The 23511-nt window shown below is 67.8% G+C and carries 20 protein-coding genes; 11 read left to right on the top strand and 9 right to left on the bottom strand.

Features of this window, described 5'->3' with window-relative positions:
- Nucleotides 1–408 precede the first annotated feature (408 nt).
- The 7 genes from pepQ to rph all read right to left on the bottom strand — a co-directional run bounded on the left by pepQ (nt 409) and on the right by rph (nt 7615).
- Entirely contained in the window at nt 409–1740 is a 1332-nt protein-coding gene (pepQ, locus tag AC3WL7_RS19150; protein WP_492752494.1) for a Xaa-Pro dipeptidase, read from the bottom strand.
- A gap of 75 nt (nt 1741–1815) precedes the next feature.
- Nucleotides 1816–2190: a PilZ domain-containing protein gene (locus tag AC3WL7_RS19145; protein WP_108747295.1), complete on the bottom strand. Its 375-nt coding sequence runs from the start codon at nt 2188–2190 to the stop codon at nt 1816–1818.
- Nucleotides 2187–4463 carry a DUF1631 family protein gene (locus tag AC3WL7_RS19140; protein WP_492752491.1) on the bottom strand — a complete coding sequence of 759 codons (2277 nt, stop codon included), beginning with the start codon at nt 4461–4463 and terminating at the stop codon, nt 2187–2189. The genes AC3WL7_RS19145 and AC3WL7_RS19140 overlap by 4 nt, the downstream gene beginning before the upstream one ends.
- Nucleotides 4464–4620: 157 nt before the next feature.
- Nucleotides 4621–5853 (bottom strand): radical SAM family heme chaperone HemW, encoded by a 1233-nt coding sequence (gene hemW / locus AC3WL7_RS19135; RefSeq protein WP_492752498.1) that lies wholly within the window; start codon nt 5851–5853, stop codon nt 4621–4623.
- Between the two features lie 57 nt (nt 5854–5910).
- Complete coding sequence (gene rdgB, locus AC3WL7_RS19130) at nt 5911–6507, bottom strand: RdgB/HAM1 family non-canonical purine NTP pyrophosphatase (RefSeq protein WP_492752489.1); 597 nt, start codon at nt 6505–6507, stop codon at nt 5911–5913.
- Nucleotides 6507–6893 carry a VOC family protein gene (locus AC3WL7_RS19125; protein ID WP_200733228.1) on the bottom strand — a complete coding sequence of 129 codons (387 nt, stop codon included), beginning with the start codon at nt 6891–6893 and terminating at the stop codon, nt 6507–6509. Before AC3WL7_RS19125 ends, rdgB begins: the two co-directional genes overlap by 1 nt.
- The gene (rph, locus tag AC3WL7_RS19120) at nt 6890–7615 is read right to left on the bottom strand and encodes a ribonuclease PH (protein ID WP_005410889.1); all 726 of its coding nucleotides are present in this window, start codon (nt 7613–7615) and stop codon (nt 6890–6892) included. Before rph ends, AC3WL7_RS19125 begins: the two co-directional genes overlap by 4 nt.
- A 124-nt stretch (nt 7616–7739) precedes the next feature.
- On the opposite strand from rph, the gene AC3WL7_RS19115 reads away from it, so the two are divergent.
- The 11 genes from AC3WL7_RS19115 (at nt 7740) to AC3WL7_RS19065 (ending at nt 19860) form a co-directional block, all read left to right on the top strand.
- Entirely contained in the window at nt 7740–8600 is an 861-nt protein-coding gene (locus AC3WL7_RS19115) for a YicC/YloC family endoribonuclease (protein WP_492752484.1), read from the top strand.
- A gap of 59 nt (nt 8601–8659) precedes the next feature.
- Entirely contained in the window at nt 8660–9106 is a 447-nt protein-coding gene (locus AC3WL7_RS19110) for a hypothetical protein (protein ID WP_200733227.1), read from the top strand.
- Between the two features lie 198 nt (nt 9107–9304).
- Entirely contained in the window at nt 9305–9970 is a 666-nt protein-coding gene (gmk, locus tag AC3WL7_RS19105; RefSeq protein WP_108747289.1) for a guanylate kinase, read from the top strand.
- Between the two features lie 110 nt (nt 9971–10080).
- A complete protein-coding gene (gene rpoZ / locus AC3WL7_RS19100) occupies nt 10081–10377 on the top strand; it encodes a DNA-directed RNA polymerase subunit omega (protein WP_079223054.1) in 297 nt (98 codons plus the stop codon).
- 105 nt (nt 10378–10482) lie between these two features.
- A complete protein-coding gene (locus AC3WL7_RS19095; RefSeq protein ID WP_079223044.1) occupies nt 10483–12645 on the top strand; it encodes a RelA/SpoT family protein in 2163 nt (720 codons plus the stop codon).
- A 134-nt stretch (nt 12646–12779) separates the two neighbouring features.
- Nucleotides 12780–13166 (top strand): RidA family protein, encoded by a 387-nt coding sequence (locus AC3WL7_RS19090; RefSeq protein WP_046987316.1) that lies wholly within the window; start codon nt 12780–12782, stop codon nt 13164–13166.
- A gap of 7 nt (nt 13167–13173) precedes the next feature.
- Nucleotides 13174–15285, top strand: coding sequence for an ATP-dependent DNA helicase RecG (gene recG, locus AC3WL7_RS19085; protein ID WP_492752479.1), 2112 nt, complete (start codon nt 13174–13176; stop codon nt 15283–15285).
- 344 nt (nt 15286–15629) lie between these two features.
- On the top strand, nt 15630–16568 hold the full coding sequence (locus AC3WL7_RS19080; RefSeq protein WP_492752476.1) for a nucleoside hydrolase: 939 nt from the start codon (nt 15630–15632) through the stop codon (nt 16566–16568).
- A gap of 88 nt (nt 16569–16656) precedes the next feature.
- The gene (locus tag AC3WL7_RS19075) at nt 16657–16899 is read left to right on the top strand and encodes a type B 50S ribosomal protein L31 (RefSeq protein ID WP_079223041.1); all 243 of its coding nucleotides are present in this window, start codon (nt 16657–16659) and stop codon (nt 16897–16899) included.
- Nucleotides 16900–17195: 296 nt separating this feature from the next.
- Nucleotides 17196–18473 (top strand): citrate synthase, encoded by a 1278-nt coding sequence (locus tag AC3WL7_RS19070; RefSeq protein ID WP_079223040.1) that lies wholly within the window; start codon nt 17196–17198, stop codon nt 18471–18473.
- 373 nt (nt 18474–18846) lie between these two features.
- Nucleotides 18847–19860 carry a hypothetical protein gene (locus AC3WL7_RS19065; RefSeq protein ID WP_492752473.1) on the top strand — a complete coding sequence of 338 codons (1014 nt, stop codon included), beginning with the start codon at nt 18847–18849 and terminating at the stop codon, nt 19858–19860.
- 154 nt (nt 19861–20014) lie between these two features.
- Here AC3WL7_RS19065 and AC3WL7_RS19060 read toward each other — a convergent pair whose 3' ends face one another.
- The gene (locus AC3WL7_RS19060; RefSeq protein ID WP_492752472.1) at nt 20015–20677 is read right to left on the bottom strand and encodes a hypothetical protein; all 663 of its coding nucleotides are present in this window, start codon (nt 20675–20677) and stop codon (nt 20015–20017) included.
- A 198-nt stretch (nt 20678–20875) separates the two neighbouring features.
- Nucleotides 20876–23296, bottom strand: a complete 2421-nt coding sequence (locus AC3WL7_RS19055; protein WP_079223037.1) for a penicillin-binding protein 1A — start codon at nt 23294–23296, stop codon at nt 20876–20878.
- Nucleotides 23297–23511 lie beyond the last annotated feature (215 nt).

The raw sequence follows: 23511 nt of genomic DNA, 5'->3' as shown, positions 1-23511 counted from the left end.
GGTGGGTGCCGACCGTTGGTCGGCACATCTGTCAGATATCGAATGAATCATCCACGCATGGCGTGGATCTACTGGCACGCGCGGCTGTTGGTGGGTGCCGACCGATGGTCGGCACATCTGTCAGATATCAAATGAATCATCCACGCATGGCGTGGATCTACTGGTAGGTGTCGACCTTGGTCGACACAGAGCGAGCGCAGCGAGCGATCCGCTCTTGATCTTCTTTTTCTTTTCCGTGGTTGGACGCGCACGGAAACTGTCAGAGGCGGGGCGGGGTGGGGTCGCGGGGGTGTCCGCGGCATGGATGCCGCGGCCAAGCCCCCAGGGATGGGTTCACGGCGTCCCCCGCGAACCCATCCCGCCCCGCCAAGCGAGGCATTTTGAATTCATCGCCCAACCACAAGGGGCTCAGCCGTTGGCTGCAGCAAACTCCGGGCGCGTCAGGTTGTCCGCTTCGCCCTCGGTGCACAGCACCTCGTCCTCGATGCGGATGCCGCCGTACGGGCGGAAGAAATCCACGCGGTCCCAGTTGATGGCATCGCCATGGCCGGCGGCCTTCACTTCGTCCAGCAGCATGTCGATGAAGTACAGGCCCGGCTCGATCGTCACCACCATGCCCGGTTCCAGCACGCGGGTCAGGCGCAGGTAGGGGTGGCCGGCCGGGCGCTCGATGCGGCCGCCTTCTTCACTGGCCGCGAAACCGGCCACGTCGTGCACCTGCAGGCCGATCAGGTGGCCGATGCCGTGCGGGAAGAACGCGGCGCTGACGCCGGTCTCCAGCGCGGTCTGCGGCGATACCTTGATGACGCCGAAATCCTTCAGCACGCCCATCAGCGAAAGATGCGCGTCCACGTGCAGCTGCTTGTAGTCGAAGCCGGCACGCACCGCCGCGCACATCTGCTGCTGGGCCGCGTCCACCGCGTCGATCATCGCGGCAAACTCGTCGTGGCCCTTGGCCGCATAGGTGCGGGTGATGTCGCTGGCGTAGCCATGCGCACTGGCGCCGGCATCGATCAGGAAGCTGCGCAGCGGCTGCGGCGCCGTGCGGCCCAGCTCGGTGTAGTGCAGCACGGCGGCGTGTTCGTTCAGCGCGACGATGTTGCCGTACGGCAGTTCATTGGCATCCTGGCCCACGGCCTGGCAGTAGGCCATGTGGATGTTGAATTCATCGGCACCATTGCGGAACGCGGCTTCGGCAGCACGATGGCCGCGTACGCCCAGCACCTGCGCCTGGCGCATCAGCGCGATTTCATACGGCGTCTTGTAGGCGCGGTGCCATTCCAGATGGTTCACCACCGGGGCCGGGTTGTTCGGCACGTAAGCCCCCAGCGCGCTCTGCGGTTCGCCCAAGATCGCGCAGCGCGCCGGATCGGCCGGCAGCAGGGCCAGCGCGTCTTCCGGCTTGCGGATGATGCGGATGTCGAAATGCTCCACCCACCAGCCGCTGGGGGCGTCCGGCACCACGTGCCAGTAGTCGAACGGCTGGTGGAAGATCACCGCCGGGCGCTTGCCCGGGGTGAACACCACCCAGCTGTTGGGCACGCGGGTGAGCGGCAGCCACGCCTTGAACTGCGGGTTCACCGCGTACGGGTAGTCACGATCGTCGAACACCTGGTAGTGCAGGGTGCCGCTGGGCACCACCAGGTGGTCGAAGCCGCCGCGTGCCAGCGCCTGTTCGGCGCGTCGGCACAGCACGGCCAGGTGGTCGGAATACAGGGCGCCAGGGTCTTGCTGGATCATTGCGGTGGCTCGACACGGAAAACGGCCCTAGATTCTGCCGCATACCGCAGAAAACCGCTGTGCAGGAACCGGCACTCAGCCTGTCGAAACCGGCGCCTCGTCGCTGTCCTCGCCGATCCAGGCGCGCAGCAGATGCCGATGTTCGCGCGACAGGGTCAGGAAGCGGAACCCGGCCCAGCTCTGGCCCGGGGCATGCGCCGGCTCGCTCCACAGCAGGTGCACGCCCACATCGATGGCTGCGCTGCGGCCATCGCCCAGCGGTAGCGGGAAGCGCAGCTGGTACAGCGCGTCGTCGCGCAGGGGCTGGCTGGCCAGCATCAGCATGCCGGTTTCGGACACATTGCCCAGCCGGCCCACCACGCTGTCGCGCATCTGGTCGGTGACCGGGACCAGGTCGGACACCTGGCGGCGCGGTGCGCGGCGGGTGTCCTGCGGCGGTAGCTGGCTCATGCGTCAGGCTCCTGGCGGCGGCGACCGGCCAACGCGCGCAGGGCCGACAGGCTGGCCTGCCACGCGCGGTCGACCAGGCGGCCTTTTTCTTCGGTGACCAGCTGCGCCCGGCCAGCGGCCATCTGCCGGGCCAGCGTATCCAGGTCGGTTTCGCTGCTCTTCTGCCCGCGCGGATTGACGAACAACACGTGGCCGGTCAGCAGGCTGTACCAGGACAGTCGCTGGCGGCGCACGCTGCCGTCCTCGTCGGCCAGGTCGAACCAGCTGCCGAAGGGCAGGCTGGTCAGCTGGTCATGGCTGGCCTGTTCGGCCGCCGTGCGCGGTGCGGCGGCGTGGCTGCCGGTACTGCTCGCGGCATGCTCGCCCAGGCGTGCACGTGCCTTCAGGCGCGCGCTCAGCTCGGTGCGTGAGGTGTGCTCGTCTTCGCCGCCGGGCGTGGCCAGGCGACGGGCGACCGCCGAAGCTTCCTCGGGGTGGTAGCCGACCTGCAGCAGGGCCGCTTCCACTTCCGCAGCCAGCGGCGCGTCGGGCACGCTGTCGGCCTCGGCCGGTGCGGCGGTGACGGCTGCAATGCGTTCGGTCTGCTGCAGGCGTTCCTGCCACTGCGCCGAGTCATCGCCATGGCGCAGCCGGGTCAGGGTCAGCGCGTCGGCCCAGGCCTCGCGCAGCAGGGTCTGCACGAAGCGTGGCGGTTCCTGTGCCTGGCACTGCTGGTCGATCTGCGCGCTGGCTTCGCGGCGGGCCAGGGCCAGCCGTTCCTTGCCGCGCGCTGCCTCGACATGGCGGCGTTCGGCCAGCTCGGCACGGTGGGCGGCGGCGCGCTGGTGCTGCTGGATTTCTTCGTTGGCCGCCGCAAATGCCTCCGGCGTGCGTGCGTCCTGGCCCAGCAGGCCCTGCACGCTCTGCGCCAGCCGCTGCATCAGCTGCGGGTCCACATCGTCATCGCCCAGCCAGTTGGCGCCGGCTTCGGCGATGGTGTTGAGCAGTTCGCGTGCAGGGTGTTCGTCGCGCACGAAGAAGGCGGGGTCGGCCATCGCCGCGCGTGCCAGCGGCACCTGCAGGCGGGCCAGCAGGGCGGCCGGGACGGGGTCGGGGCGCTGTTGCTGCTGCACCTGCTGCAGCAACAGGCGCAGCAGGTCCAGGTGGTCGCGGTCATGGCTGGCCAGCTGGGCCTGCGCACCGTGCTCGCTGCGCAGCTGCGCGGTCACCGCGGTCTGCAGGTCGGTGATGCTGGTGGCGGCACCGGCCTGTGCCTGCAGGCGCGCCAGCACGGCATCCACCAGCCCGCTGGGCACCGAGGGCGGTTCGATGGCCATCGGTGCGGCATGCCGCGCCTGTTGCAGCAGGTCGTGCAGCAGGTTGGCCGGTGGCGTGGTCAGTTCCGGGTTGGGTGCGCCCGGCGGCGTGGCATCGGCGAAGGCGTTCTGCATCAGCGCCGACCACGAACCGGCGCGGCCGGAGCCGCTCCAGCCGGTCAGTGGTTCGGCCGAGCGCGGCGCGGGTTGCGTCGTGCGACCGCCGCCGACGGACTGGGTGATGATCCGGCGGGTGCTGGACGACCGTGCCAGGTACGGGGTGTAGACCAGGCCGGGCAGCACGCCGTGCTCCGCCAGCAGGGTGTTGGAGCGCTCCAGGACGTCGCCGAGGCGTTCCAGCAGCTGGCGTTCGAAGCTGCGGTAGAGGGCCAGCTGCAGTTCCGCGCTCAGGCCATCCTGTTCGGCCAGGCGCCGCACCAGGGCGCACAGCGCCTGCGGTGCCAGTGGCAGGGTGTCGTTGTCGAACGCGGGGGCGGCGGCCAGCACCGCAAGGCGCTGGCCCAGCAGGTTCAGCGCATTGCCCGAACGCTGGTTCTCCCGGCGCACCATTTCGGTCAGCACCAGGGTGCGGTCCACTTCGTGGTCATCCACCAGCGACAGCCCCAGCAGGCCCGGCGGGCGGGCGGGTGCGGCCGGCGGCGCGATGTCCTGCGGCGCGCGCAGCTGCACCAGGCTGTCAGCCAGCGCATCGAGCATGCGCTCGCAGAAGGTGCCGGCGAACGCATGCAGCTGGCCACGCTGGGCCAGCAGCTCGGCCTGCATCTGCGGGTTGCGGGCGTGGTCGGCATCGTGCAGCAACGCCTGTTCGGCCGCTTCCACGGTGAGGATCAGCGGGGCGGTCAGCACATGCCGGCACAGCACCAGCAGTTCACCCAGCAGCTCGCGCACGCGTGGGGGAAGGTCTGCGGCGGCCAGGCGCGCGCTGTCAGGGGTGGCAAAAGGGAAAGCGGCAGACATCGGGAGCAGTTCCGGGATTCCCGCGGATCGACATGGGAATCTACCGTGTCGGCAGCCGCGGGCGCTACTTGAGGACTTTCTGCGGTGGGCACCCGTTCAAACGCAGCGAAGGCCGGCCAGCGGCCGGGTCGTGCCCGGCGGGTGCGACGCAGGAGGATCAATCCTCCAGGAACAGGCTCACCACATCATTGGTGAAGCGGCGTCCCAGCTCGGTGGGCTGCACATGGCCCTCGGCCACGGTCAGCCAGCCGCGCTGCACGGCCTCGGCCAGCGGCGCATCCAGCACGCTGCGCGGCAGGCCGGTGCGCGACTCGAAATCGCGCAGGCCGAAGCCCTCATGCAGGCGCAGCAGGTTCAGCATGTACTCGAAGGGCAGGCGGTCGGCCGCGATCACGTCGTCGCCGCCGAACGAGGCCGGGCTGCCAGCGCTGTCCATGTAGGCCTGCGGGTGCTTGAGCTTCCAGCGCCGCAGCACGTGCTCCTCGGCGCCGGAGCTGATCTTGCCGTGCGCGCCGGCGCCGATGCCCAGGTAATCGCCGAAGCGCCAGTAGTTCAGGTTGTGCGCGCTCTGCCGGCCGGGGCGGGCATAGGCGCTCACTTCGTACTGGCCGAAACCGGCCTGTGCCAGCAGTGCCTGGCAGTGTTCCTGCATGTCCCAGGCATGGTCCTCGTCGGGGATGCCCTGCGGCGGCCGCGCGAAGAACACGGTGTTCGGTTCCAGGGTCAGCTGGTAGTGCGAGATGTGTGCCGGCTGCAGCGCAAACGCGCGCTCCAGGTCGGCCTCGGCACCGGCCAGGGTCTGTTCCGGCAGTGCGTACATCAGGTCGATGTTGAAATTGTCGTAGCCGGCGTCCTGCGCCATCTTCACCGCGCGCTCGGCTTCGCCGCTGTCGTGGATGCGGCCCAGGCGCTTCAGCGCGGCATCGTCGAAGCTCTGGATGCCGAAGCTGAGGCGGTTCACGCCGGCCGCACGGTAGCGGTCGAAGCGGCCGTGCTCGGCGGTACCCGGGTTGGTCTCCAGGGTGATCTCGGCATTGGGCGCGAAGCGCAGGCGCGCGCTGGCCTGCTGCAGGAAGCGGTCGATGGCTTCCGGCGGGAACAGGCTGGGCGTGCCGCCACCGAAGAACACGCTGTGCACCACCCGGCCCCAGACCAGCGGCAGGTCCTGGTCGAGGTCACGCAGCAGGGCGTCGATGTAGGCCTCGAACGGCAGCTCGCCCTTGGCCTGGTGCGAGTTGAAATCGCAGTACGGGCACTTGCGCACGCACCACGGCAGGTGCACGTACAGCGACAGCGGCGGCGGTACCAGGCGCGGCGCGGTGTCGTGCGAGTGGTCGCCGGAACAGGCTTCGCCGGGCAGGTGGTTGCAGTGGTCGTGGTCGTGCGGCATGGGCTTCATCGGTAGTGCCGGCCGCTGGCCGGCTTCCCTTGGGTAATCAGGACGGCATCAGAGCCAGGTGGCCAGCTGCTGCTTGAGCTGCTGCAGGGCGGTGGCGCGGTGGCTGATGGCATTCTTCAGCGCCGGCTCCATTTCCGCAGCGGTCAGGCCGTGGGTGGTATCGAGGAACACCGGGTTGTAGCCGAAGCCGTTCGTGCCGCGCAGTTCGCGGATGATCTGCCCTTCCCAGCGACCTTCGCAGATCAGCGGCTGCGGGTCGGTGGCATGGCGCAGCAGCACGATGACCGCATAGAAGCGGGCGCTCCGCTGGCCATCGGGAACATCGGCCATCGCGTCCAGCAGCTTGGCGTTGTTGGCCGCGGCATTGGTCGGGTGGTCGGCATAGCGCGCGCTGTACAGGCCGGGCGCACCGCCGAGGGCATCGACGATCAGGCCCGAATCATCGGCCAGTGCCGGCAGGCCGGTCGCCTCGCAGGCCGCGCGTGCCTTCAGCAGCGCGTTCTCGACGAAGGTCAGGCCGGTTTCCTCCACGTCCCCCAGGCCCAGTTCGGCAGCCGAGGTGATCTGCAGCGGCAGGTCGGCGAGGATCTCCTGCATTTCCACCAGTTTGCCGGCGTTGTGGCTGGCAAGCACGAGCGTCTTCATCAGCGGGGCTCCAACAGGTCCCAGGTGTTGCCGTACAGATCGCGGAACACCGCGACGGTGGCATAGGGTTCTTCGCGCGGCGCTTCCAGGAACTCCACGCCGGCGGCGACCATCGCCGCGTGGTCGCGGTGGAAGTCATCGGTGTTGAGGAAGAAGCCGACGCGGCCACCGGTCTGGTTGCCGATGCGGCTGCGCTGTTCCTCGTTGCTGGCACGGGCCAGCAGCAGGGCGGCAGCGCTGCCATCGGTCGGCCCGACCACCACCCAGCGCTTGCTGCCCTGGTCGATGTCGTCCAACAGGGCGAAGCCGAGCTTGCCGGTGTACCAGGCAATGGCTTCGTCGTAGTCGGCCACCACCAGGGTGGTCAGGGCGATGCGGCGGTTCATGCCGACAGCGCCGCCTGCTGTGCGGCCAGTAGCTCGCCCACGCCCTTTTCGGCCAGGCCCAGCAGCGCGTCCAGTTCATCGCGGCGGAAGGCGTGGCCTTCGGCGGTGCCCTGCAGCTCGATGAAGCCGCCACCGTCGTTCATCACCACGTTCATGTCGGTGTCGCAATCGCTGTCTTCGGCGTAGTCCAGGTCCAGCACCGGGGTGCCGCGGTACACGCCCACCGACACGGCGGCGACCGCGCCGAGGATCGGGTTGCGCTTGATGTCGCCACGCTTCATCAGCACGTTCACTGCATCGACCAGGGCCACGTAGGCGCCGGTGATGGCGGCGGTGCGGGTGCCACCGTCGGCCTGCAGCACGTCGCAGTCCAGGGTGATGGTGCGTTCGCCCAGCGCGTTGCGGTCGACGCAGGCACGCAGGCTGCGGCCGATCAGGCGCTGGATTTCCAGGGTGCGGCCGCCCTGCTTGCCGCGGGCCGCTTCGCGATCGCTACGGGTGTGGGTGGCGCGCGGCAGCATGCCGTACTCGGCGGTCACCCAGCCTTCGCCCTTGCCACGCAGGAAGCCCGGCACGCGGTTTTCCACGCTGGCGGTGCACAGCACGCGGGTTTCGCCGAAGCACACCAGCACCGAACCCTCGGCATGGCGGGTGAAGCCGCGTTGGATGACGACCGGGCGGAGCTGGTCGGGCTGGCGGCCGCTGGGGCGGGAATCGGACATGGTGCGGGTTCCGTAAGGGCAAGGGAGTACGCCGCCATGCCCGCGACCTTGAGGGGGCGGGCAGGGGGGCTCTGGTGAGGGCGCTAGGGTACCATTCCCCCTTTGCACGCACCGGACACATTCCATGATTCGAAGCATGACCGCCTATGCCGGCGGCGAGCGCGTGACCCCGTGGGGCACGCTGGGCTGCGAGCTGCGCTCGGTCAACCACCGGTTCCTGGAAGTGGGCACCCGCCTGCCCGAGGAGCTGCGTGCGCTTGAACCGCAGTTGCGCGAGCGCATCGCCGCCCGCCTGAGCCGCGGCAAGCTGGACCTGGTCATGCGCCTGCGTGCGCCGGAAGGTACCGCCAGCCTGCAGGTGAACGAAGTGCTGCTGGGCCAGCTGGGCCAGCTCGCGCACCGCCTGACCTCCGATTTCCCCAACCTGCAGGTCAGCTTCACCGAACTGCTGCAGCTGCCGGGCGTGACCCAGGGTGAGGCCACCGACGCCGCCGCCCTGCAGGCCGAGGCGCTGTCGCTGCTGGACCAGGCACTGGACGGCTTCGTCGCCGCCCGTGAGCGCGAGGGCGACAAGCTGGCCGCCGCCATTGCCGAGCGCGTGGATGGCATCGAGCGCATCGCCAATGACGTGCGCACGCTGATTCCGGCCATTCGCGACGGCCAGCGCGCCAAGCTGGCCGCCCGCCTGGCCGACCTGCCGCACCCGGTCGACCCCGGCCGTGCCGAGCAGGAACTGGTGATGTGGCTGCAGAAGCTGGACGTGGACGAGGAGCTGGACCGCCTGGGCAGCCACATCGTCGAGATCCGCCGCGTGCTCAAGCAGCGCGAGCCGGTCGGCCGCCGCTTGGACTTCCTGCTGCAGGAGTTCAACCGCGAAGCCAACACGCTGGGGTCGAAGTCGGTGGACAGCCGCACGTCCAATGCCGCGGTCGAGCTGAAGGTGCTGATCGATCAGATCCGCGAGCAGGTGCAGAACATCGAATGATGTGCAGCGGGGCGCCTTCGGGCGCCCTTCTTCATTGGGTTTGCTGGAGGCGGGTACGCATGGACGACGCGAACGATCCCCATCTGGCGATGCGCGCCACCGTGGACCTGCTGGATGAGGTTCTGGACGTCGCCGGGCTGGAAAACGACGCACGCGCCACGGCGACGCTGGCCATGGCCTTCTGCGACCGGCTGGGGGACCGCCTGGATGCCGATCAACGCGCGGCGGTCGACGCGGCGCGCTGCTATTGGAGCCAGCAGGACAGGACAGGGCGACGTCGGTGGCACGCTGTCTATGCTTCCCGGCTCGACCAGCAGCGCGGCTTGAGCCCTGTTGACCGGCTGGTCTGGTGCAGCCTGGTCGACAATGCCGGGCTCACCGGATACATGGGCGAGTGTCTGGTGCTGGAAGCGCTTGCTGCCGGCCTGGGGCTGGATGAAGTCGAGGCGGTCTTGTGCGGCTCGGTTCCGGGGTTTGCCGCGGCGAGGATAAACCGGCCCCGCTGAGGGGGGAGTTCCTGCGGCGGTGGGATCAGCCATCCCGGCCCGCTCTGCTAAAGTTGCGTGCCCGCACCCCGGGGAGCCATCTGCCGGGCCTGGTTCCAGGATGTTCCGCGCAGCTCCCGCCGTGCTGGCGCGATCCTCCGCGCCGGTTCTGGAACATCGAGGATAAATTTTGCGAAATCAACAACTTGGGTTCCGCGCATGAGCGCTCCGTCCACTCCGTCGGCCGCCGTTGCGCGCGGTACGCTGTACATCGTTGCCGCCCCCTCGGGCGCCGGCAAGAGCAGCATCGTCAACGCCACCCTGGCGCGTGACCCGCAGATCGCCCTGTCCATTTCCTTCACCTCGCGCGCCATGCGCCCGGGTGAGGTGAACGGCGAGCACTACCACTTCGTCAGCGCCGAGACGTTCGAGGAAATGATCGCCGACGGCGATTTCTTCGAGCATGCCTGGGTGCATGGCGACTGGAAGGGCACCGCCCGGCAGTCGGTGGAGCCGCAGCTGGCCGCCGGCCAGGACGTGCTGCTGGAGATCGACTGGCAGGGCGCCCAGCAGGTGCGCCAGCTGGTGCCGGGCACGGTGACGGTGTTCATCCTGCCGCCGTCCAAGCAGGCCCTGCAGGACCGCATGCGCAAGCGCGGCCAGGACAGCGAGGCGGTCATCGCCCAGCGCCTGGGCGCCGCCCGCGATGAAATGCTGCACTTCAACGAGTTCGACTACGTCATCGTCAACGAGGTGTTCGACACCGCCGTGGACGAGCTGTGCGCCATCTTCACCGCCAGCCGCCTGCGCCGGGAGGCCCAGAAGGTCCGCCACGCCGGCCTCATCCAGGCCCTGCTGACCCCGGATACGGGCGCAACTGACTGATTCCAAAAGAATCGGGTGGGGGTTGGCTTGATTTTGTCCAGCCCCTGCCAGTACACTCCGTCCCCTTTCCCTCATTCGACTGAGCGGCCGACCGGTCGCCGGGAGCCCGTATGGCCCGCATCACCGTAGAAGATTGCCTGGAAGTCGTTAACAACCGTTTCGAGCTGGTCATGATGGCCTCCAAGCGTGCCCGCCAGCTTGCCAACGGCGTGCAGGCCACCCTGGACAACGACACCGAAGACAAGCCGACCGTGCTGGCACTGCGCGAAATCGCCGCCCGAAAGATCGACAACGCGCTGATCGACGAAGTCGAGAAGGCCGAGCGCGAGCGTGCCGAGCGCGAAGCGCTGGAGTGGGCCGCCGCTGAAGTGGTCGCCGACGAAGACATGTCCAAGAACGACGATTGATCGCATCGATCAATGCCGTTGCTTGACCGCTGAACAGCCCGCCCCGTGCGGGCTGTTTCGCATTCAGGGTTTGCCGTAATCGGCGCGCTGGCATAGGCTTCTGGCATGAACCCAGGCCCCACTGCCAAGGTAGCCGCGCCCACCGCCGCGGCCGTACCTGATTACGTCCTCCAGCTCGAACGCGCCGCCCATTACCTGCCGCCGGAACAGCTGCCGCTGCTGCGCCGTGCCTGGGAAGTCGGTGCGTCGGCGCATGCTGGGCAGACGCGCAAGTCGGGCGAGCCCTACATCACCCATCCGGTGGCCGTGGCCCAGGTCCTGGCCGAGCTCGGCCTGGACGTGGAAGCGCTGATCGCCGCGATCCTGCACGACACCATCGAAGACACCCCGCTGACCCGCGAGGAGCTGGCGTCCGAGTTCGGTGAAGCCGTGGCCGAGCTGGTCGACGGCGTGACCAAGCTGGACAAGTTGAAGTTCCGCGACCGCCAGGAAGCGGCCGCCGAGAGCTTCCGCAAGATGCTGCTGGCCATGTCGCGCGACCTGCGCGTGATCATGATCAAGCTGGCCGACCGCCTGCACAACATGCGCACGCTGGGCGCGCAGAGCCGCGAAGCGCGCGGCCGCATCGCCCGCGAAACGCTTGAGATCTATGCGCCCATCGCCCAGCGCCTGGGCATGAGCCTGGTCAAGAGCGAGCTGCAGAACCTCGGCTTCAAGGCGCTGTACCCGTGGCGCCACGCCATCATCGAAAAACACATCCGCAGCCAGCCGGTGGTACGCCGCGAGGCGATGGCGCAGGTGGAAGTGCAGCTGTCGCAGCGGCTGGCGAAAGAGGGCATCGAGCACCGCCTGGTCAGCCGCATCAAGACCCCGTGGAGCATCTACAACAAGATGCGCGACGAGAACAAATCCTTCGACCAGGTGATGGACGTGTTCGGCTTCCGCCTGGTCGTGCGCAGCGTGCCCAGCTGCTACCACGCGCTGGGCTCGGTGCACGCCACGTTCAAGCCGCTGGATGGCCGCTTCCGCGATTTCATCGCCATTCCCAAGGCCAACGGTTACCAGTCGCTGCACACCGTGCTGTTCGGGCCCTACGGTTCGCCCATCGAAGTGCAGATCCGCACCGAGGAAATGGACCTGATCGCCGAACGCGGCGTGGCCGCGCACTGGACCTACAAGTTCGGTGGCGATTCGCCCAACAGCGCGCAGAGCCGTGCCCACGCCTGGATCGTCGAGCTGATCGATTCGCAGCGCGCCGCCGGTTCCTCGCTGGAATTCCTCGACAACGTGAAGGTCGACCTGTTCCCGGACGAGGTCTACCTGTTCACCCCGAAGGGCAAGATCCTGGCCCTGCCGCGCAACTCCACCGCGCTCGATTTCGCCTACGCCGTGCACACCGACGTCGGCAACATGGCGGTGGCCTCGCGCGTGGACAAGAAACTGGTGCCGCTGCGCACCAAGCTGGTGTCCGGGCAATCGGTGGAAATCATCACCGCGCGTTCGGCCACGCCCAAACCGCAGTGGCTGGAATTCGTGGTCACCAGCAAGGCGCGCACCGCCATCCGCCACCAGCTCAAGCAGCTGGAACACGAAGATGCCGTGCAGCTTGGCCACCGCATGCTGGACCGCGCGCTGGAAGCCATGGATTCCTCGCTGGAACGCCTGCCCAAGGGGCGCCTGGATGCGTTCCTGGCCGAACACCGTTTCCCGCGCCTGGAGGCCCTGCTGGCCGAAGTGGCGCTGGGCAACTGGATGCCGACGCAGGCCGCGCAGGCGCTGATGGCCTATGCCGAACTGCGCGGCGGCCCGCATTCGCGCCACCACTCGCAGGAAAAGATCCTCATCAATGGCAGCGAGCGTGGCGTGGTCACCTTCGCCGGCTGCTGCCAGCCGATTCCTGGCGACGAGATCATGGGTTACCACACCGCCGGCAAGGGCATCGTGGTGCACCGCATGGACTGCCCGAACCTGGCCGAGCTGCGCAAGTCGCCCGAGCGCTGGGTGCCGATCGGCTGGGACACCACGGTGTCCGGCGACTACGACACCGCGCTGGTGGTGGAAGTGGAAAACGGCACCGGCGTGCTGGCGCAGCTGGCCGCGGCCATCGCGCAGAGCCATTCCAACATCGAACGCGTGGATTACCTGGATCGCGACTTCAACGCCGCCGTGCTGGCGTTCAACATCCAGGTGCGCGACCGCAACCACCTGGCCGAAGTCATGCGCCGCCTGCGCCGCCTGTCGGTGGTGCAATCGGTACGCCGCCAGTAATGCGCCCCTGGTAGTGCCGGCCGCTGGCCGGCAATCGCGTGGACCTGCTGCGTTGCGAGGTTGCCGGCCAGCGGCCGGCACTACCGGGTTGCTACAATCCCCGCTCTGTTTTCCCCCAACGCACCGGAGCGACCATGTCCCGCCAGATCATCAACACCGAAAAGGCCCCGGCCGCCATCGGCCCGTACTCGCAGGCCGTGCGCGCCGGCAACACCGTGTACTTCTCCGGCCAGATTCCGCTGGACCCGGCTACCGGCGACATCGTCGGCGCCGGTGACGTCGAAGCGCAGGCCCGCCGCGCCTTCGACAACCTCAAGGCCGTGGCCGAAGCCGCCGGCGGTTCGCTGGACAAGGTCGTGCGCCTGGGCCTGTACCTGACCGACCTGGCCGAGTTCGCCAAGGTCAACGCCGTCATGCAGGACTACTTCCAGGCCCCGTTCCCGGCCCGTTCCACCATCGAAGTCTCCGGCCTGCCCAAGGGTGCCAACTTCGAGGTCGACGCGGTGATGGTCATCGACTGACCCACCCGTGGCACGCAAGGCGGCGGTCACCCCGGCACTGTCACCGTCCGGCGAAGCATCCCTGGCGATGCTTGCCGGCGTGGGCCCGGCCGTGGCCGCCAAACTGCAGGCGCGTGGCCTGGCCACCCTGCAGGATCTGTGGCTGCACCTGCCGCTGCGCTATGAAGACCGCACCCGGCTGACCCGCATCGAAGACCTGCGTCCGGGTGTTCCGGCGCAGGTGGAAGTGCGGGTCACCGCGGTCGAACGCGGCATGCGGTACCGGCCGATGCTGAAGGTCGCGGTGGAAGACGAAGGGCAGGGCACCCTGGTGCTGCGCTTCTTCCACTTCCGCCAGCAGCAGGTCGGCCAGTTCGCGGTGGGCAACCGGCTGCGCTGCTTCGGCACGCCCAAGCCGGGCCACCTCGGCCTGGAAATCGTCCACCCCAGCTACCAGGTGCTGGGCCGCAACGACGATCCCGAACTCGGCGATCGCCTCGACCCGGTGTATCCCACCGTGGAAGGCGTCGGCCCGATGACCATGCGCAAGCTGATCGGCCAGGCCCTGGACCGCCTGCCCGAGGAAAGCACGCTGGAACTGCTGCCTGCCGGTTGGCTGGACGGCCTGGGCCTGCCCTCGCTGCGCAGTGCGCTGCTGACCGTGCACCGGCCGCCGCCGGACGCTGACCTGGCCGCATTGGCGGCCGGCACCCACCCGGCGCAGCGCCGCCTGGCGATGGAAGAACTGCTGGCCCACCACCTCAGCCTGCGCCGCCAGCGCATCGCGTTGCAGGCGCACCACGCGCCGCCGCTGGCTGGCCCGGGCAAGCTGGCCAAGGCCCTGCTGAAGCAACTGCCGTTCGCCCTGACCGGTGCGCAGGCGCGCGTGTTCAAGCAGATCCGCGACGACCTCGCACGCCCCAGCCCGATGCTGCGGCTGGTGCAGGGCGATGTCGGCTCCGGCAAGACCGTGGTCGCCGCGCTGGCCGCCATGCTGGCGGTGGAGCAGGGCAAGCAGGTGGCGTTGGCCGCGCCCACCGAACTGCTGGCCGAACAGCACCTCAACAACCTGCGCGGCTGGCTGGAACCGCTGGGCGTGCGTGTCTGCTGGCTGGCCGGCAAGGTCACCGGCAAGGCGCGCGCGAAAGTGATCGAGCAGGTCGCCAATGGCGAAGCGCAGGTCGTGGTCGGTACCCATGCGCTGATGCAGGACGCGGTGGTGTTCCAGGATCTTGCATTGGCCATCGTCGATGAGCAGCACCGCTTCGGCGTCCACCAGCGCCTGGCACTGCGTGACAAGGGGGCGGGCGCCAACAGCGTGCCGCACCAGCTGGTCATGACCGCCACGCCCATTCCGCGCACGCTGGCGATGTCCGAGTACGCCGACCTGGATGTATCGGCCATCGACGAGCTGCCGCCGGGACGTACACCGGTGCAGACCGTGGCCCTCAACAACGATCGCCGCCCGGAACTGATCGAGCGCATCGCGCTGGCCTGCCAGGAGGGACGCCAGGTGTACTGGGTCTGCACGCTCATCGAGGAAAGCGAAGAGCTGGATGCCACGCCGGCGCAGGCCACCTACGAATCGCTGCAGGCGCTGCTGCCCGGCGTGCGCGTGGGCCTGGTGCACGGCCGCCTGAAGGCGGCGGAGAAGCTGGCGACGATGGTCGCGTTCAAGGCCGGCGAGATCGACCTGCTGGTGGCGACCACCGTGATCGAAGTGGGCGTGGACGTTCCCAACGCTTCGCTGATGGTGATCGAGAACGCCGAACGACTGGGGCTGGCCCAGCTGCACCAGCTGCGCGGCCGTGTCGGCCGTGGTTCGGCGGTATCGCGCTGCGTGCTGCTGTACCAGGCACCGCTTTCACAGATGGCGCGCGAGCGCCTGCAGACCATGCGCGAAACCAACGATGGCTTCGTCATCGCCGAGAAGGATCTGGAACTGCGCGGCCCCGGCGAACTGCTGGGCACCCGCCAGACCGGCCTGGCCGGCTTCCGCATTGCCGATTTGGCCCGCGACGCCGGCCTGCTGCCGGGCGTACACGAGCTGGCCGAGCGCTTGCTGGACCAGCAACCGGCATTGGCCGACCGCGTGGTCAACCGCTGGATCGGCACCGCCGTGCGCTACGCCTCGGCCTGATCCCTGTAGAGCCGAGCCCATGCTCGGCTGCGCTTCGCGCTTCGCGGTAGTCGAACATGGCTCGACGCTACATACACCCCTTTCGATCATCCCGTGGATGTGTCGACCAAGGTCGACACCTACCAGAGCAGAACGCCGTTCCGACAGACCGCGGGAATCTGTCGAAGGCGGATCCACCCCGCCAACCCACGGAATGCCCGCTTTTGCTGTTGCTGTTGAAGTTGCCGGCCAGCGGCCGGCACTACCGCGGGTGCAGGGCGCAGCCCTGCCGAACCCCCAAGCCCCGTACTTGCAACGGTCATCAACCCGGTCCACACTTCGTTGCCGATCTGAAGACGGCAACGATGACCCACAAGATCCCGCTGTTGATCGACACCGACCCCGGTGTGGACGACGCCCTGGCCCTGCTGATGGCCTTCGCCGATGAACGGCACGACGTGGTCGCCCTGACCATCGCCGCCGGCAATGTCGGCCTCGACTACACCGTCCGCAACGCCCTCAAGCTCTGCGACATCGTCGGCCGCACCGATGTGCCGGTGTTCGCAGGCAGCCCCGATCCGCTGATCCACCCCTCGATGGACGCTGCCCACGTGCATGGCCGTGATGGCTATGGCGACGTGGACCTGTCGCCGCCCAGCCGCCAGGCCGAGGCCGAACACGCCGCGCTGGCCATCCTGCGCCTGTCGCACCAGCATGCCGGCGAGCTGATGCTGGTCATGCTCGGCCCGCTGACCAACCTCGCGCTGGCACTGAAGCTGGACCCGACCCTGCCCCAGCGCATCAAGCGCATCGTGGTGATGGGCGGCGCGGTCACCTGCCACGGCAACATCACCCCGGCCGCCGAATTCAACATCGCCTTCGATCCGGAAGCCGCGCATGTGGTGTTCACCTCGTTCAAGCACCTGCTGGTGTCGGACTGGGAAGCCACCGTCGCCCACGGCCTGCCGCTGGAGCAGGCGGAGCAGTGGCTGCAGGCCGATTCCGACCGTGCCCGCTTCTACGAGCTGATCTCGCGCAAAACCCGCGCGCTGTCCGAAGACGCCAAGGGTGGCCGCTGGTACACCGCCGATGCGGTGGCCATGGCCTGGGCGCTGAACCCGGAAGGCCAGTTGCAGGTGGAGTCGCGTCCGCTGAACGTGGAGCTGAATGGTACGTTCAGCCGCGGCGCCACCATCGTCGACTGGAACCGCCAGACCGGCCAGCCGGACAACTGCGACCTGCTGATGGCCTACGACCAGGCGCGTTTCGAGGCCCTGGTCCGCCAGGCGCTGGGCGCGGACTGAGCCCGATGTGCAAACACCGGTTGCCCCGCGCGGCAACCGGTGTTTATAATGCCGCTCTTGACCACCAGCCCATTTACGGTGTGAGCCCATGAAGGCCGATATCCATCCGAACTACCGCGACGTCGTCTTCGAAGACGTCACTTCCGATTTCAAGATCCTGACCCGCTCCACCATGGCGACCAAGGAAACCACCACCTGGACCGACGGTAATGAATACCCGCTGGTCAAGGTCGAAATTTCCTCGGCTTCGCACCCGTTCTACACGGGCAAGCACAAGGTGATCGACACCTCGGGCCGTATCGACAAGTTCCAGAAGCGCTACGCGCGCTGATCCGTCGATCCAGCTTCGAACCGACGGCCGCGCTTTGCGCGGCCGTTTGTTTTTGTCCGGCGCCCACCCAACGGGCGTTTGGAATGGCGGAACAGACCGTTCAGGGGATGGCATCTTTGCCCATCAAGGCCGCTTGCTGGCAGGGTTCCTCCTGCCCGTCGTCTACGACTTCCGTCTAGCACCCGACAAATGCTGCTGTGCGATAATGACCTGATCCCCGGCACAGGCCGAGGACGTCATTCACGTGCCTGACCAATGCGCTTGGGCAGGCGCCTTCCCATGAAGGAGCGCACACAGTGTCCGATCTTGATCAGGTCACGCTCAACGCCGGCGACAAGTCGGTCGTTCTGCCCGTCATCAAACCCACCCTCGGCAACGACTGCGTCGACATCGCGAAGCTGACCAAGGAAACGGGGTTCTTCACCTACGATTCCGGCTTCACCGCGACGGCCAGCTGCAAGTCCGCCATCACCTACATCGATGGCGACAAGGGCGTGCTGCTGTACCGGGGCTACCCGATCGAACAGCTGTCGGAAAAGTCCAGCTACATCGAAGTGGCGTACCTGCTGATCAACGGCGAGCGTCCGAGCGCCGAACAGCTGAAGGCCTTCACCGATGAGCTGACCGCCGAAGCCAACGTCGATGAGTCGATCAACACGCTGATCGGCAGCTTCGCCAAGGATGCCCACCCGATGGCCATCCTGGCTGCCGCGATCGCGCAGCTGTCGGCCATCTACCACGACTCGCTGGACCTGTCCGACGCCGAACAGCGCCGCCAGGCCGCTGTGCGCCTGATCGCCAAGGTGCCGACCCTGTCGGCGCTGATCTACCGCCACGGCAAGGGCCTGCCGGCCAACAAGCCGGACACCTCGCTGGATTACGTCAGCCGCTTCCTGAAGCAGACCTTCGAGTCGGCCGATGGCCAGTACGATCTGAACCCGGACGTGGTCAAGGCGCTGGACCTGCTGTTCATCCTGCACGCCGACCACGAGCAGAACGCCTCGACCTCGACCGTGCGCCTGGTCGGTTCGACCGGTGCCAACCCGTATGCCTCGGTCGCCGCTGGCGTCACCGCGCTGTGGGGTCCGGCCCACGGCGGTGCCAACGAAGCCGTGCTGAAGATGCTGGAAGAGATCGGCACCGCCGACAACGTCGAGTCCGCCGTGGTCAAGGCCAAGGACAAGACCTCCGGCTTCCGCCTGATGGGCTTCGGCCACCGCGTCTACAAGAACTTCGATCCGCGCGCCAAGGTCATCGGTGAGATGACCGGCAAGGTGCTCAAGCAGCTGGGCGTGCAGGATCCGCTGCTGGACGTGGCCGTGAAGCTGGAACAGGCCGCGCTGCAGGACGAGTATTTCGTCGCCCGCAAGCTGTACCCGAACGTCGATTTCTACAGCGGCATCATCTACAAGGCGCTGCAGATCCCGACCGAAATGTTCACCGTCATGTTCGCCCTCGGCCGTACCTCCGGCTGGGTGTCGCATTGGCTGGAACAGCAGGTCGATCCGGAAATGAAGATCGGCCGTCCGCGCCAGGTCTACACCGGCGCAGACGTGCGCGATTACCAGGGCTGATCGCCCGCGGCAAGTCGTGATGAGAACGCCCCGCATCGCGGGGCGTTTTTTTTTGCGCCGCGCATGGTGGGTGCCAACCTTGGTTGGCACGCTTTGGGCCTTCGCGAAAAACCATCCACGCATGGCGTGGCTCTACTGACGCGCTCATCGATCCACGCATGCATGCCCTCGGCGCCGGCACCGTCCCCGGTAGCGCCGGGCCATGCCCGGCGGCTCTTGCCCTGGTAGATGCCAACCTTGGTTGGCACGTCTTTCGCGCAGACCCGCCCGCGCCAAGACCGCGTGATTCAAGGGTCTCGCCAGCTTCACAACGGCACGCGCAGCCTCAGGACGCACGCTGCACCCGCAGCACCCGATACGGAGCGTCCACCCCATGAGTACCCGATTCGATCCACCCGAGCGCGGCCCGCTCGGCGCCGACGTCGCCACCGTCGTCACTGCACCCATCGTCGCACCGCCCAGCGAAAGCGCGGTGTCGTGGGGTGCGATCTTCGCCGGTGCCGCTGCGGCGGCCGCACTGTCCCTGGTGTTGCTGATCCTCGGCGTCGGGCTGGGCCTGTCCTCGGTGTCGCCGTGGTCGTTCGAAGGCGTCAGCAAGGAAACCTTCGGTTGGTCCAGCGTCATCTGGCTCACCTTCACCGCGCTGGCCGCTTCCGGCCTGGGCGGCTACCTGGCCGGCCGCCTGCGTACCAAGTGGACGCAGATCCACGGTGATGAAACCTACTTCCGCGATACCGCCCACGGCTTCGTCTCTTGGGCCGTGGCCACGCTGCTGACCGCTGGCCTGCTGACCTCGGCCATCAGTGGGGTACTGGGCACGGGTGCAAAGGTGGCGGGCGCCACCGCAGGCGCCGGCAGTGCTGCTGCCGCCGCGCCGGACGGTGATCTCAACTACTGGGTTGATTCGCTGTTCCGCAGCGCGACCCAGCCGGGTCCAGAGGCCGCCGCTGCGCCGCCGGCTCCGCCAGCACCGGGCGCTGCCCCGGGCAATGCGCCCATGGGCCCGGCCGCAGCGCCGCCGCCGCCGCGCCCGATGCCGGGCAACGGGCCGATGGGTGACCGTCGCGAAGTGCGTGCCGAAGTGAACCGCATCATCATCAACAGCCTGCAGGGCGAGGGACTGGATCCGGCCGACACCCAGTACGTGTCGCAGCTGATCGCACGCGAAACCGGCATGAGCCCGGCCGAAGCCCAGGCGCGCGTGACCGACGTGCAGACGCGCATGCGGGCTGCGCTGGAAAAAGCAAAGAACACCGCCAAGCAGGCCGCCGACGATGCCCGCAAGGCAACGGCGTACGCCGCACTGTGGTTGTTCATCACCCTGCTGATCGGCGCGTTCTTCGCCAGCCTCAGCGCCACCTGGGGCGGCCGCCGCCGTGACCTGTAACCCGCATTCCATGCAAGGAGACCTGACATGAAAATGATCCTGCTCTGGCTGTTGGGCGTGCCGATTCCGCTGTTGATCCTGTACGCGATCTTCTTCTGATAGTGCGCGTTCGAATGATCTGGACATCAGGCCGCCGAAGGGAGGCCTGGTGTGTTTACCGCTGCTGCTGGGTGCCCCCGCCGATGTAGGCGGTGATCTCTGCTTCGGCCAGCAGCTGCCGCAACTGGGCGATGGAGGCGCGTCGCATCGGCTTCTCATCCACCGGTGACAGCGGTGCCTGGCGCAGCGCGTCGTAGGGCAATACGGCCAGGTCGAAGGTCAGCTCCTCGGCACTGAACACCCACACCGGTACGTCCAGGTTGCGTTCGCGGTCCAGGCGGAGCCGCCGCACGCGCGATTCGGCGGGGATGCCGTGCTCGTCCAGGAAGCGGTGCACGGCTTCCGGATCATCGCTGTGCAGGTGCAGCTGCACGGGGCTGTTGGCATCGGCGGTGCCGTCCAGCACCGGCCCGACCAGGCGCGGGGCGAACCCATGCAGGAATTCCAGGGCACGCACGGCAGCCTCGCGGCGGCGCTGCAGGTCGGTGCCGTGCTCTGGTCCGGAAAACAGGCGCTGGTACTCGCGCAGGGCGTCTTCGATCTCGACGTTGCGGGGCAGGGAGGCATCGTCGTGGATGCCGAGGCGGCTGGCGGCCTTCAACTTGGCCTGGTGGTAGTCGCGGATGCCGCCTTCGGCCATGAGGCGGGCGGCTTCGTGGGCGAGGCGGTGGCGCCGCTCGCGGGTCTGGCTGGCAGCATGCTGACGTGCCCGATGCATGCAAAGACTCCTGATGCGACCTGGGTGCAGGGTAGCGCAGGGATGTGACACCTGCGTGGGGGTGGGCGTAGGTAGCGGCCAACCTTGGTTGGCCATCGTTGAGAGCGCCAACCAAGGTTGGCATCTACCGGTAGCGCCGGGCCATGCCCGGCGGATGCCCAAGTGCCAACCAGCGGTTGGCACCCACCACTGCCTGCCTCAGAAGATGTCGAACGCGGCCGCGTCAGCCTGCGGGGTGTTCTGCAGGTTGAGGTCGTAGTCGGTCAGGCGGTCCATGTCTTCCACTTTCACCCACTCCACGGCGCCATTGAGCGTGGCCTGGACCATGCCGGCCGGTGGTTCGTTCTCGGCCAGCGGCACGTCCTTCAGGGCGACACGCATGTAGTCGATCCAGATCGGCAGGGCGGCCTTGCCACCGTATTCGCGGTAGCCCAGCGAGCGGAAGTCGTCGCGGCCCACCCACACGGTGGTGACGTACGGGCCGCCGAAGCCGGAGAACCACGCATCGCGATGGTCGTTGGTCGAACCGGTCTTGCCACCCAGGTCGGCGCGGCCGAGCACCTTGGCGGCGGTACCGGTACCGCGCTGGACCACGTCGCGCATCATCGACACCAGCTGGTAGGCGGTGCGGGCGTCGATCGCGCGCGGGGCGGTGCGGGCGTCCGGGTTGGCCGGCGCGGCCGGGGCCTCAGTGGCCGGCTTGGCCGCCGCGGTGGCATCGGGCTTGGGTGCCGGGGCACCGAAGTTGAAGCCATCCACCACCTGGTTCACCGGCTGGTCGCTGGTGCCGGCGCACTCGCGGCAGGCCAGGGCCGGGTTCTCCTTGAACACCAGGGTGCCGTCGCGGTCGCTGACCTGGTCGATCAGCCAGGTGTCCACGCGCGAGCCGCCGTTGGCGAACACGGCGTAGCCGCGAGCCACCGACAGTGGCGTCAGCGAAGCGGTACCCAGCGACATCGACAGGTTCGGCGGCAGTTCCGATTCGGCAAAGCCAAACTCGCTGATGTACTTGCGCGCGTAGTCCACGCCCATGCCATCGAGCAGGCGCACCGAGACCAGGTTGCGCGACTGCACCAGGGCCTCGCGCAGGCGCATCGGGCCACGGAAGCCGCCGCCGTCGTTCTGCGGGGCCCAGGTCTTGCCGCGGCGGTCGCGGAACACGACCGGGGCGTCGAGCACGATCGAGGCCGGGTTGTAGCCCTTGTCGAAGGCGGCCGCATAGACGAACGGCTTGAAGCTCGAACCCGGCTGGCGGCGTGCCTGGGTGGCACGGTTGAACTTGTTGCCGGAGAAGCTGAAGCCGCCGACCAGGGCCTTCAGGGCGCCACTGTGGGCATCCAGGGAGACCAGGGCGGACTGGCCGCGCGGGATCTGGTCCAGCAGCCATTCGCCTTCCTTGGCCCCGGCACGCACGCGCACGATGTCGCCGCGCTGTACCAGCTTGCCCGGGGTCTTGTTGGTCCACTTGGCGGCGGCGGCCGGCAGCACGACCTCGCTGCGGTTGGCCATGACCACCGTGGCACTGCCGTCGGCGCCGGTGCTGGCGACGATGGCCGGCAGCAGGCCGGCCTGGCCGGGGATGCCGCGCAGGTGCTCGGCCAGGGCGGCAGCGTCATCCGCGGCGCCCAGCTGCACCTGCTTTTCCACGCCGTGCCAGCCGTGGCGGTGGTCATACAGCAGCAGGCCGTCACGCACGGCCACGTTGGCCGATTCCTGCAGGGTGGAATCGATGGTCGTGGTGACGTGATAGCCCTTGTTGACCACATCGCCGCCAAAGCGGGCGATCATTTCCTGGCGCACCAGCTCGGCCACGTAGGGGGCATACACCTGGACCGGCGGCTCATGCGGGGTGGCATGCATCGGCACCGCCTTGGCGGCGTCCGCTTCGGCCTGGCTGACGAACTTCAGGTCCGCCATGCGCTGCAGCACGTAGTTGTCGCGGCGCTGGCGGGCACGCTCCGGGTTGGAGATCGGGTTGCCCGAGGAAGGGAACTTGGGGATGCCGGCCAGCGAGGCCATTTCGTCCAGGTCCAGCTCGTTCAGTTTCTTGCCGTAGTAGAACTCGGCGGCCGCGGCCACGCCGTAGGCACGGTTGCCGAAGAAACTCTTGTTCAGGTACAGCTCGAAGATCTCGTCCTTGCTCAGCTCCGACTCGATCTTGCGGGCCAGCAGGATCTCGGCCAGCTTGCGGGTGTAGCTGTATTCGGAACTCAGGAAGAACTGGCGGGCGACCTGCTGGGTGATGGTCGAGCCACCCGGCACGCGGCGGTCGCTGGTGGTGGCCAGCAGCCAGACCGCGCGGGCGATGCCCTTGTAGTCCACGCCGCCGTGCTCATAGAAGCGGGCGTCCTCGGTGGCCAGGAAAGCCCTCTTAAGGTTCTCCGGCACGTCCTTCATGGTGATGGGGGTGCGCCGGGTTTCACCGAAGACGGCCATCAGCTTGCCGTCGGCAGCATAGACGTACATCGGCTCCTGCATCTCCACGTCGCGCAGGGTCTGCACGTCGGGAAGCTTGGACGATACGGCGTAGTACAGGCCGCCCACGGCGGCAGCACCGACCAGAGCCAGGACCAGGACAACAACAAAGATCCAGCGCAGCCAGCGGCGGAGACGAGTCATCGGTGTCAGATTCCGATTGCGAATTTCGTGGTCGCAGAGTATAGATTACGCAAGGTGGCGGCTGGGGCCGGCACCGGGGAACGCAAGGGGAATTGCCAGGGGCTGCGTGTTCATCCTGTGAGGGATTTCACAGCAGGGCGGTTGCCATTCGCTAAAAATACGTTATTAATGCGCGGACGCAGATCCTGTGTCCAAGTGCCCGTCGGCAGGGGAGA

It is taken from the genome of Stenotrophomonas sp. FW305-3-2-15-E-LB1 (assembly GCF_058787375.1).
This window is presented reverse-complemented; position numbering and strand designations above follow the sequence as displayed.

Excerpts from the sequence above, each read along its gene's own strand:
- pepQ (WP_492752494.1), bottom strand. The coding sequence starts at position 1,740 with ATGATCCAGCAAGACCCTGGCGCCCTGTATTCCGACCACCTGGCCGTG.
- AC3WL7_RS19145 (WP_108747295.1), bottom strand. The coding sequence starts at position 2,190 with ATGAGCCAGCTACCGCCGCAGGACACCCGCCGCGCACCGCGCCGCCAG.
- AC3WL7_RS19140 (WP_492752491.1), bottom strand. The coding sequence starts at position 4,463 with ATGTCTGCCGCTTTCCCTTTTGCCACCCCTGACAGCGCGCGCCTGGCC.
- hemW (WP_492752498.1), bottom strand. The coding sequence starts at position 5,853 with ATGCCGCACGACCACGACCACTGCAACCACCTGCCCGGCGAAGCCTGT.
- rdgB (WP_492752489.1), bottom strand. The coding sequence starts at position 6,507 with ATGAAGACGCTCGTGCTTGCCAGCCACAACGCCGGCAAACTGGTGGAA.
- AC3WL7_RS19125 (WP_200733228.1), bottom strand. The coding sequence starts at position 6,893 with ATGAACCGCCGCATCGCCCTGACCACCCTGGTGGTGGCCGACTACGAC.
- rph (WP_005410889.1), bottom strand. The coding sequence starts at position 7,615 with ATGTCCGATTCCCGCCCCAGCGGCCGCCAGCCCGACCAGCTCCGCCCG.
- AC3WL7_RS19115 (WP_492752484.1), top strand. The coding sequence starts at position 7,740 with ATGATTCGAAGCATGACCGCCTATGCCGGCGGCGAGCGCGTGACCCCG.
- AC3WL7_RS19110 (WP_200733227.1), top strand. The coding sequence starts at position 8,660 with ATGGACGACGCGAACGATCCCCATCTGGCGATGCGCGCCACCGTGGAC.
- gmk (WP_108747289.1), top strand. The coding sequence starts at position 9,305 with ATGAGCGCTCCGTCCACTCCGTCGGCCGCCGTTGCGCGCGGTACGCTG.
- rpoZ (WP_079223054.1), top strand. The coding sequence starts at position 10,081 with ATGGCCCGCATCACCGTAGAAGATTGCCTGGAAGTCGTTAACAACCGT.
- AC3WL7_RS19095 (WP_079223044.1), top strand. The coding sequence starts at position 10,483 with ATGAACCCAGGCCCCACTGCCAAGGTAGCCGCGCCCACCGCCGCGGCC.
- AC3WL7_RS19090 (WP_046987316.1), top strand. The coding sequence starts at position 12,780 with ATGTCCCGCCAGATCATCAACACCGAAAAGGCCCCGGCCGCCATCGGC.
- AC3WL7_RS19080 (WP_492752476.1), top strand. The coding sequence starts at position 15,630 with ATGACCCACAAGATCCCGCTGTTGATCGACACCGACCCCGGTGTGGAC.
- AC3WL7_RS19075 (WP_079223041.1), top strand. The coding sequence starts at position 16,657 with ATGAAGGCCGATATCCATCCGAACTACCGCGACGTCGTCTTCGAAGAC.
- AC3WL7_RS19065 (WP_492752473.1), top strand. The coding sequence starts at position 18,847 with ATGAGTACCCGATTCGATCCACCCGAGCGCGGCCCGCTCGGCGCCGAC.
- AC3WL7_RS19060 (WP_492752472.1), bottom strand. The coding sequence starts at position 20,677 with ATGCATCGGGCACGTCAGCATGCTGCCAGCCAGACCCGCGAGCGGCGC.
- AC3WL7_RS19055 (WP_079223037.1), bottom strand. The coding sequence starts at position 23,296 with ATGACTCGTCTCCGCCGCTGGCTGCGCTGGATCTTTGTTGTTGTCCTG.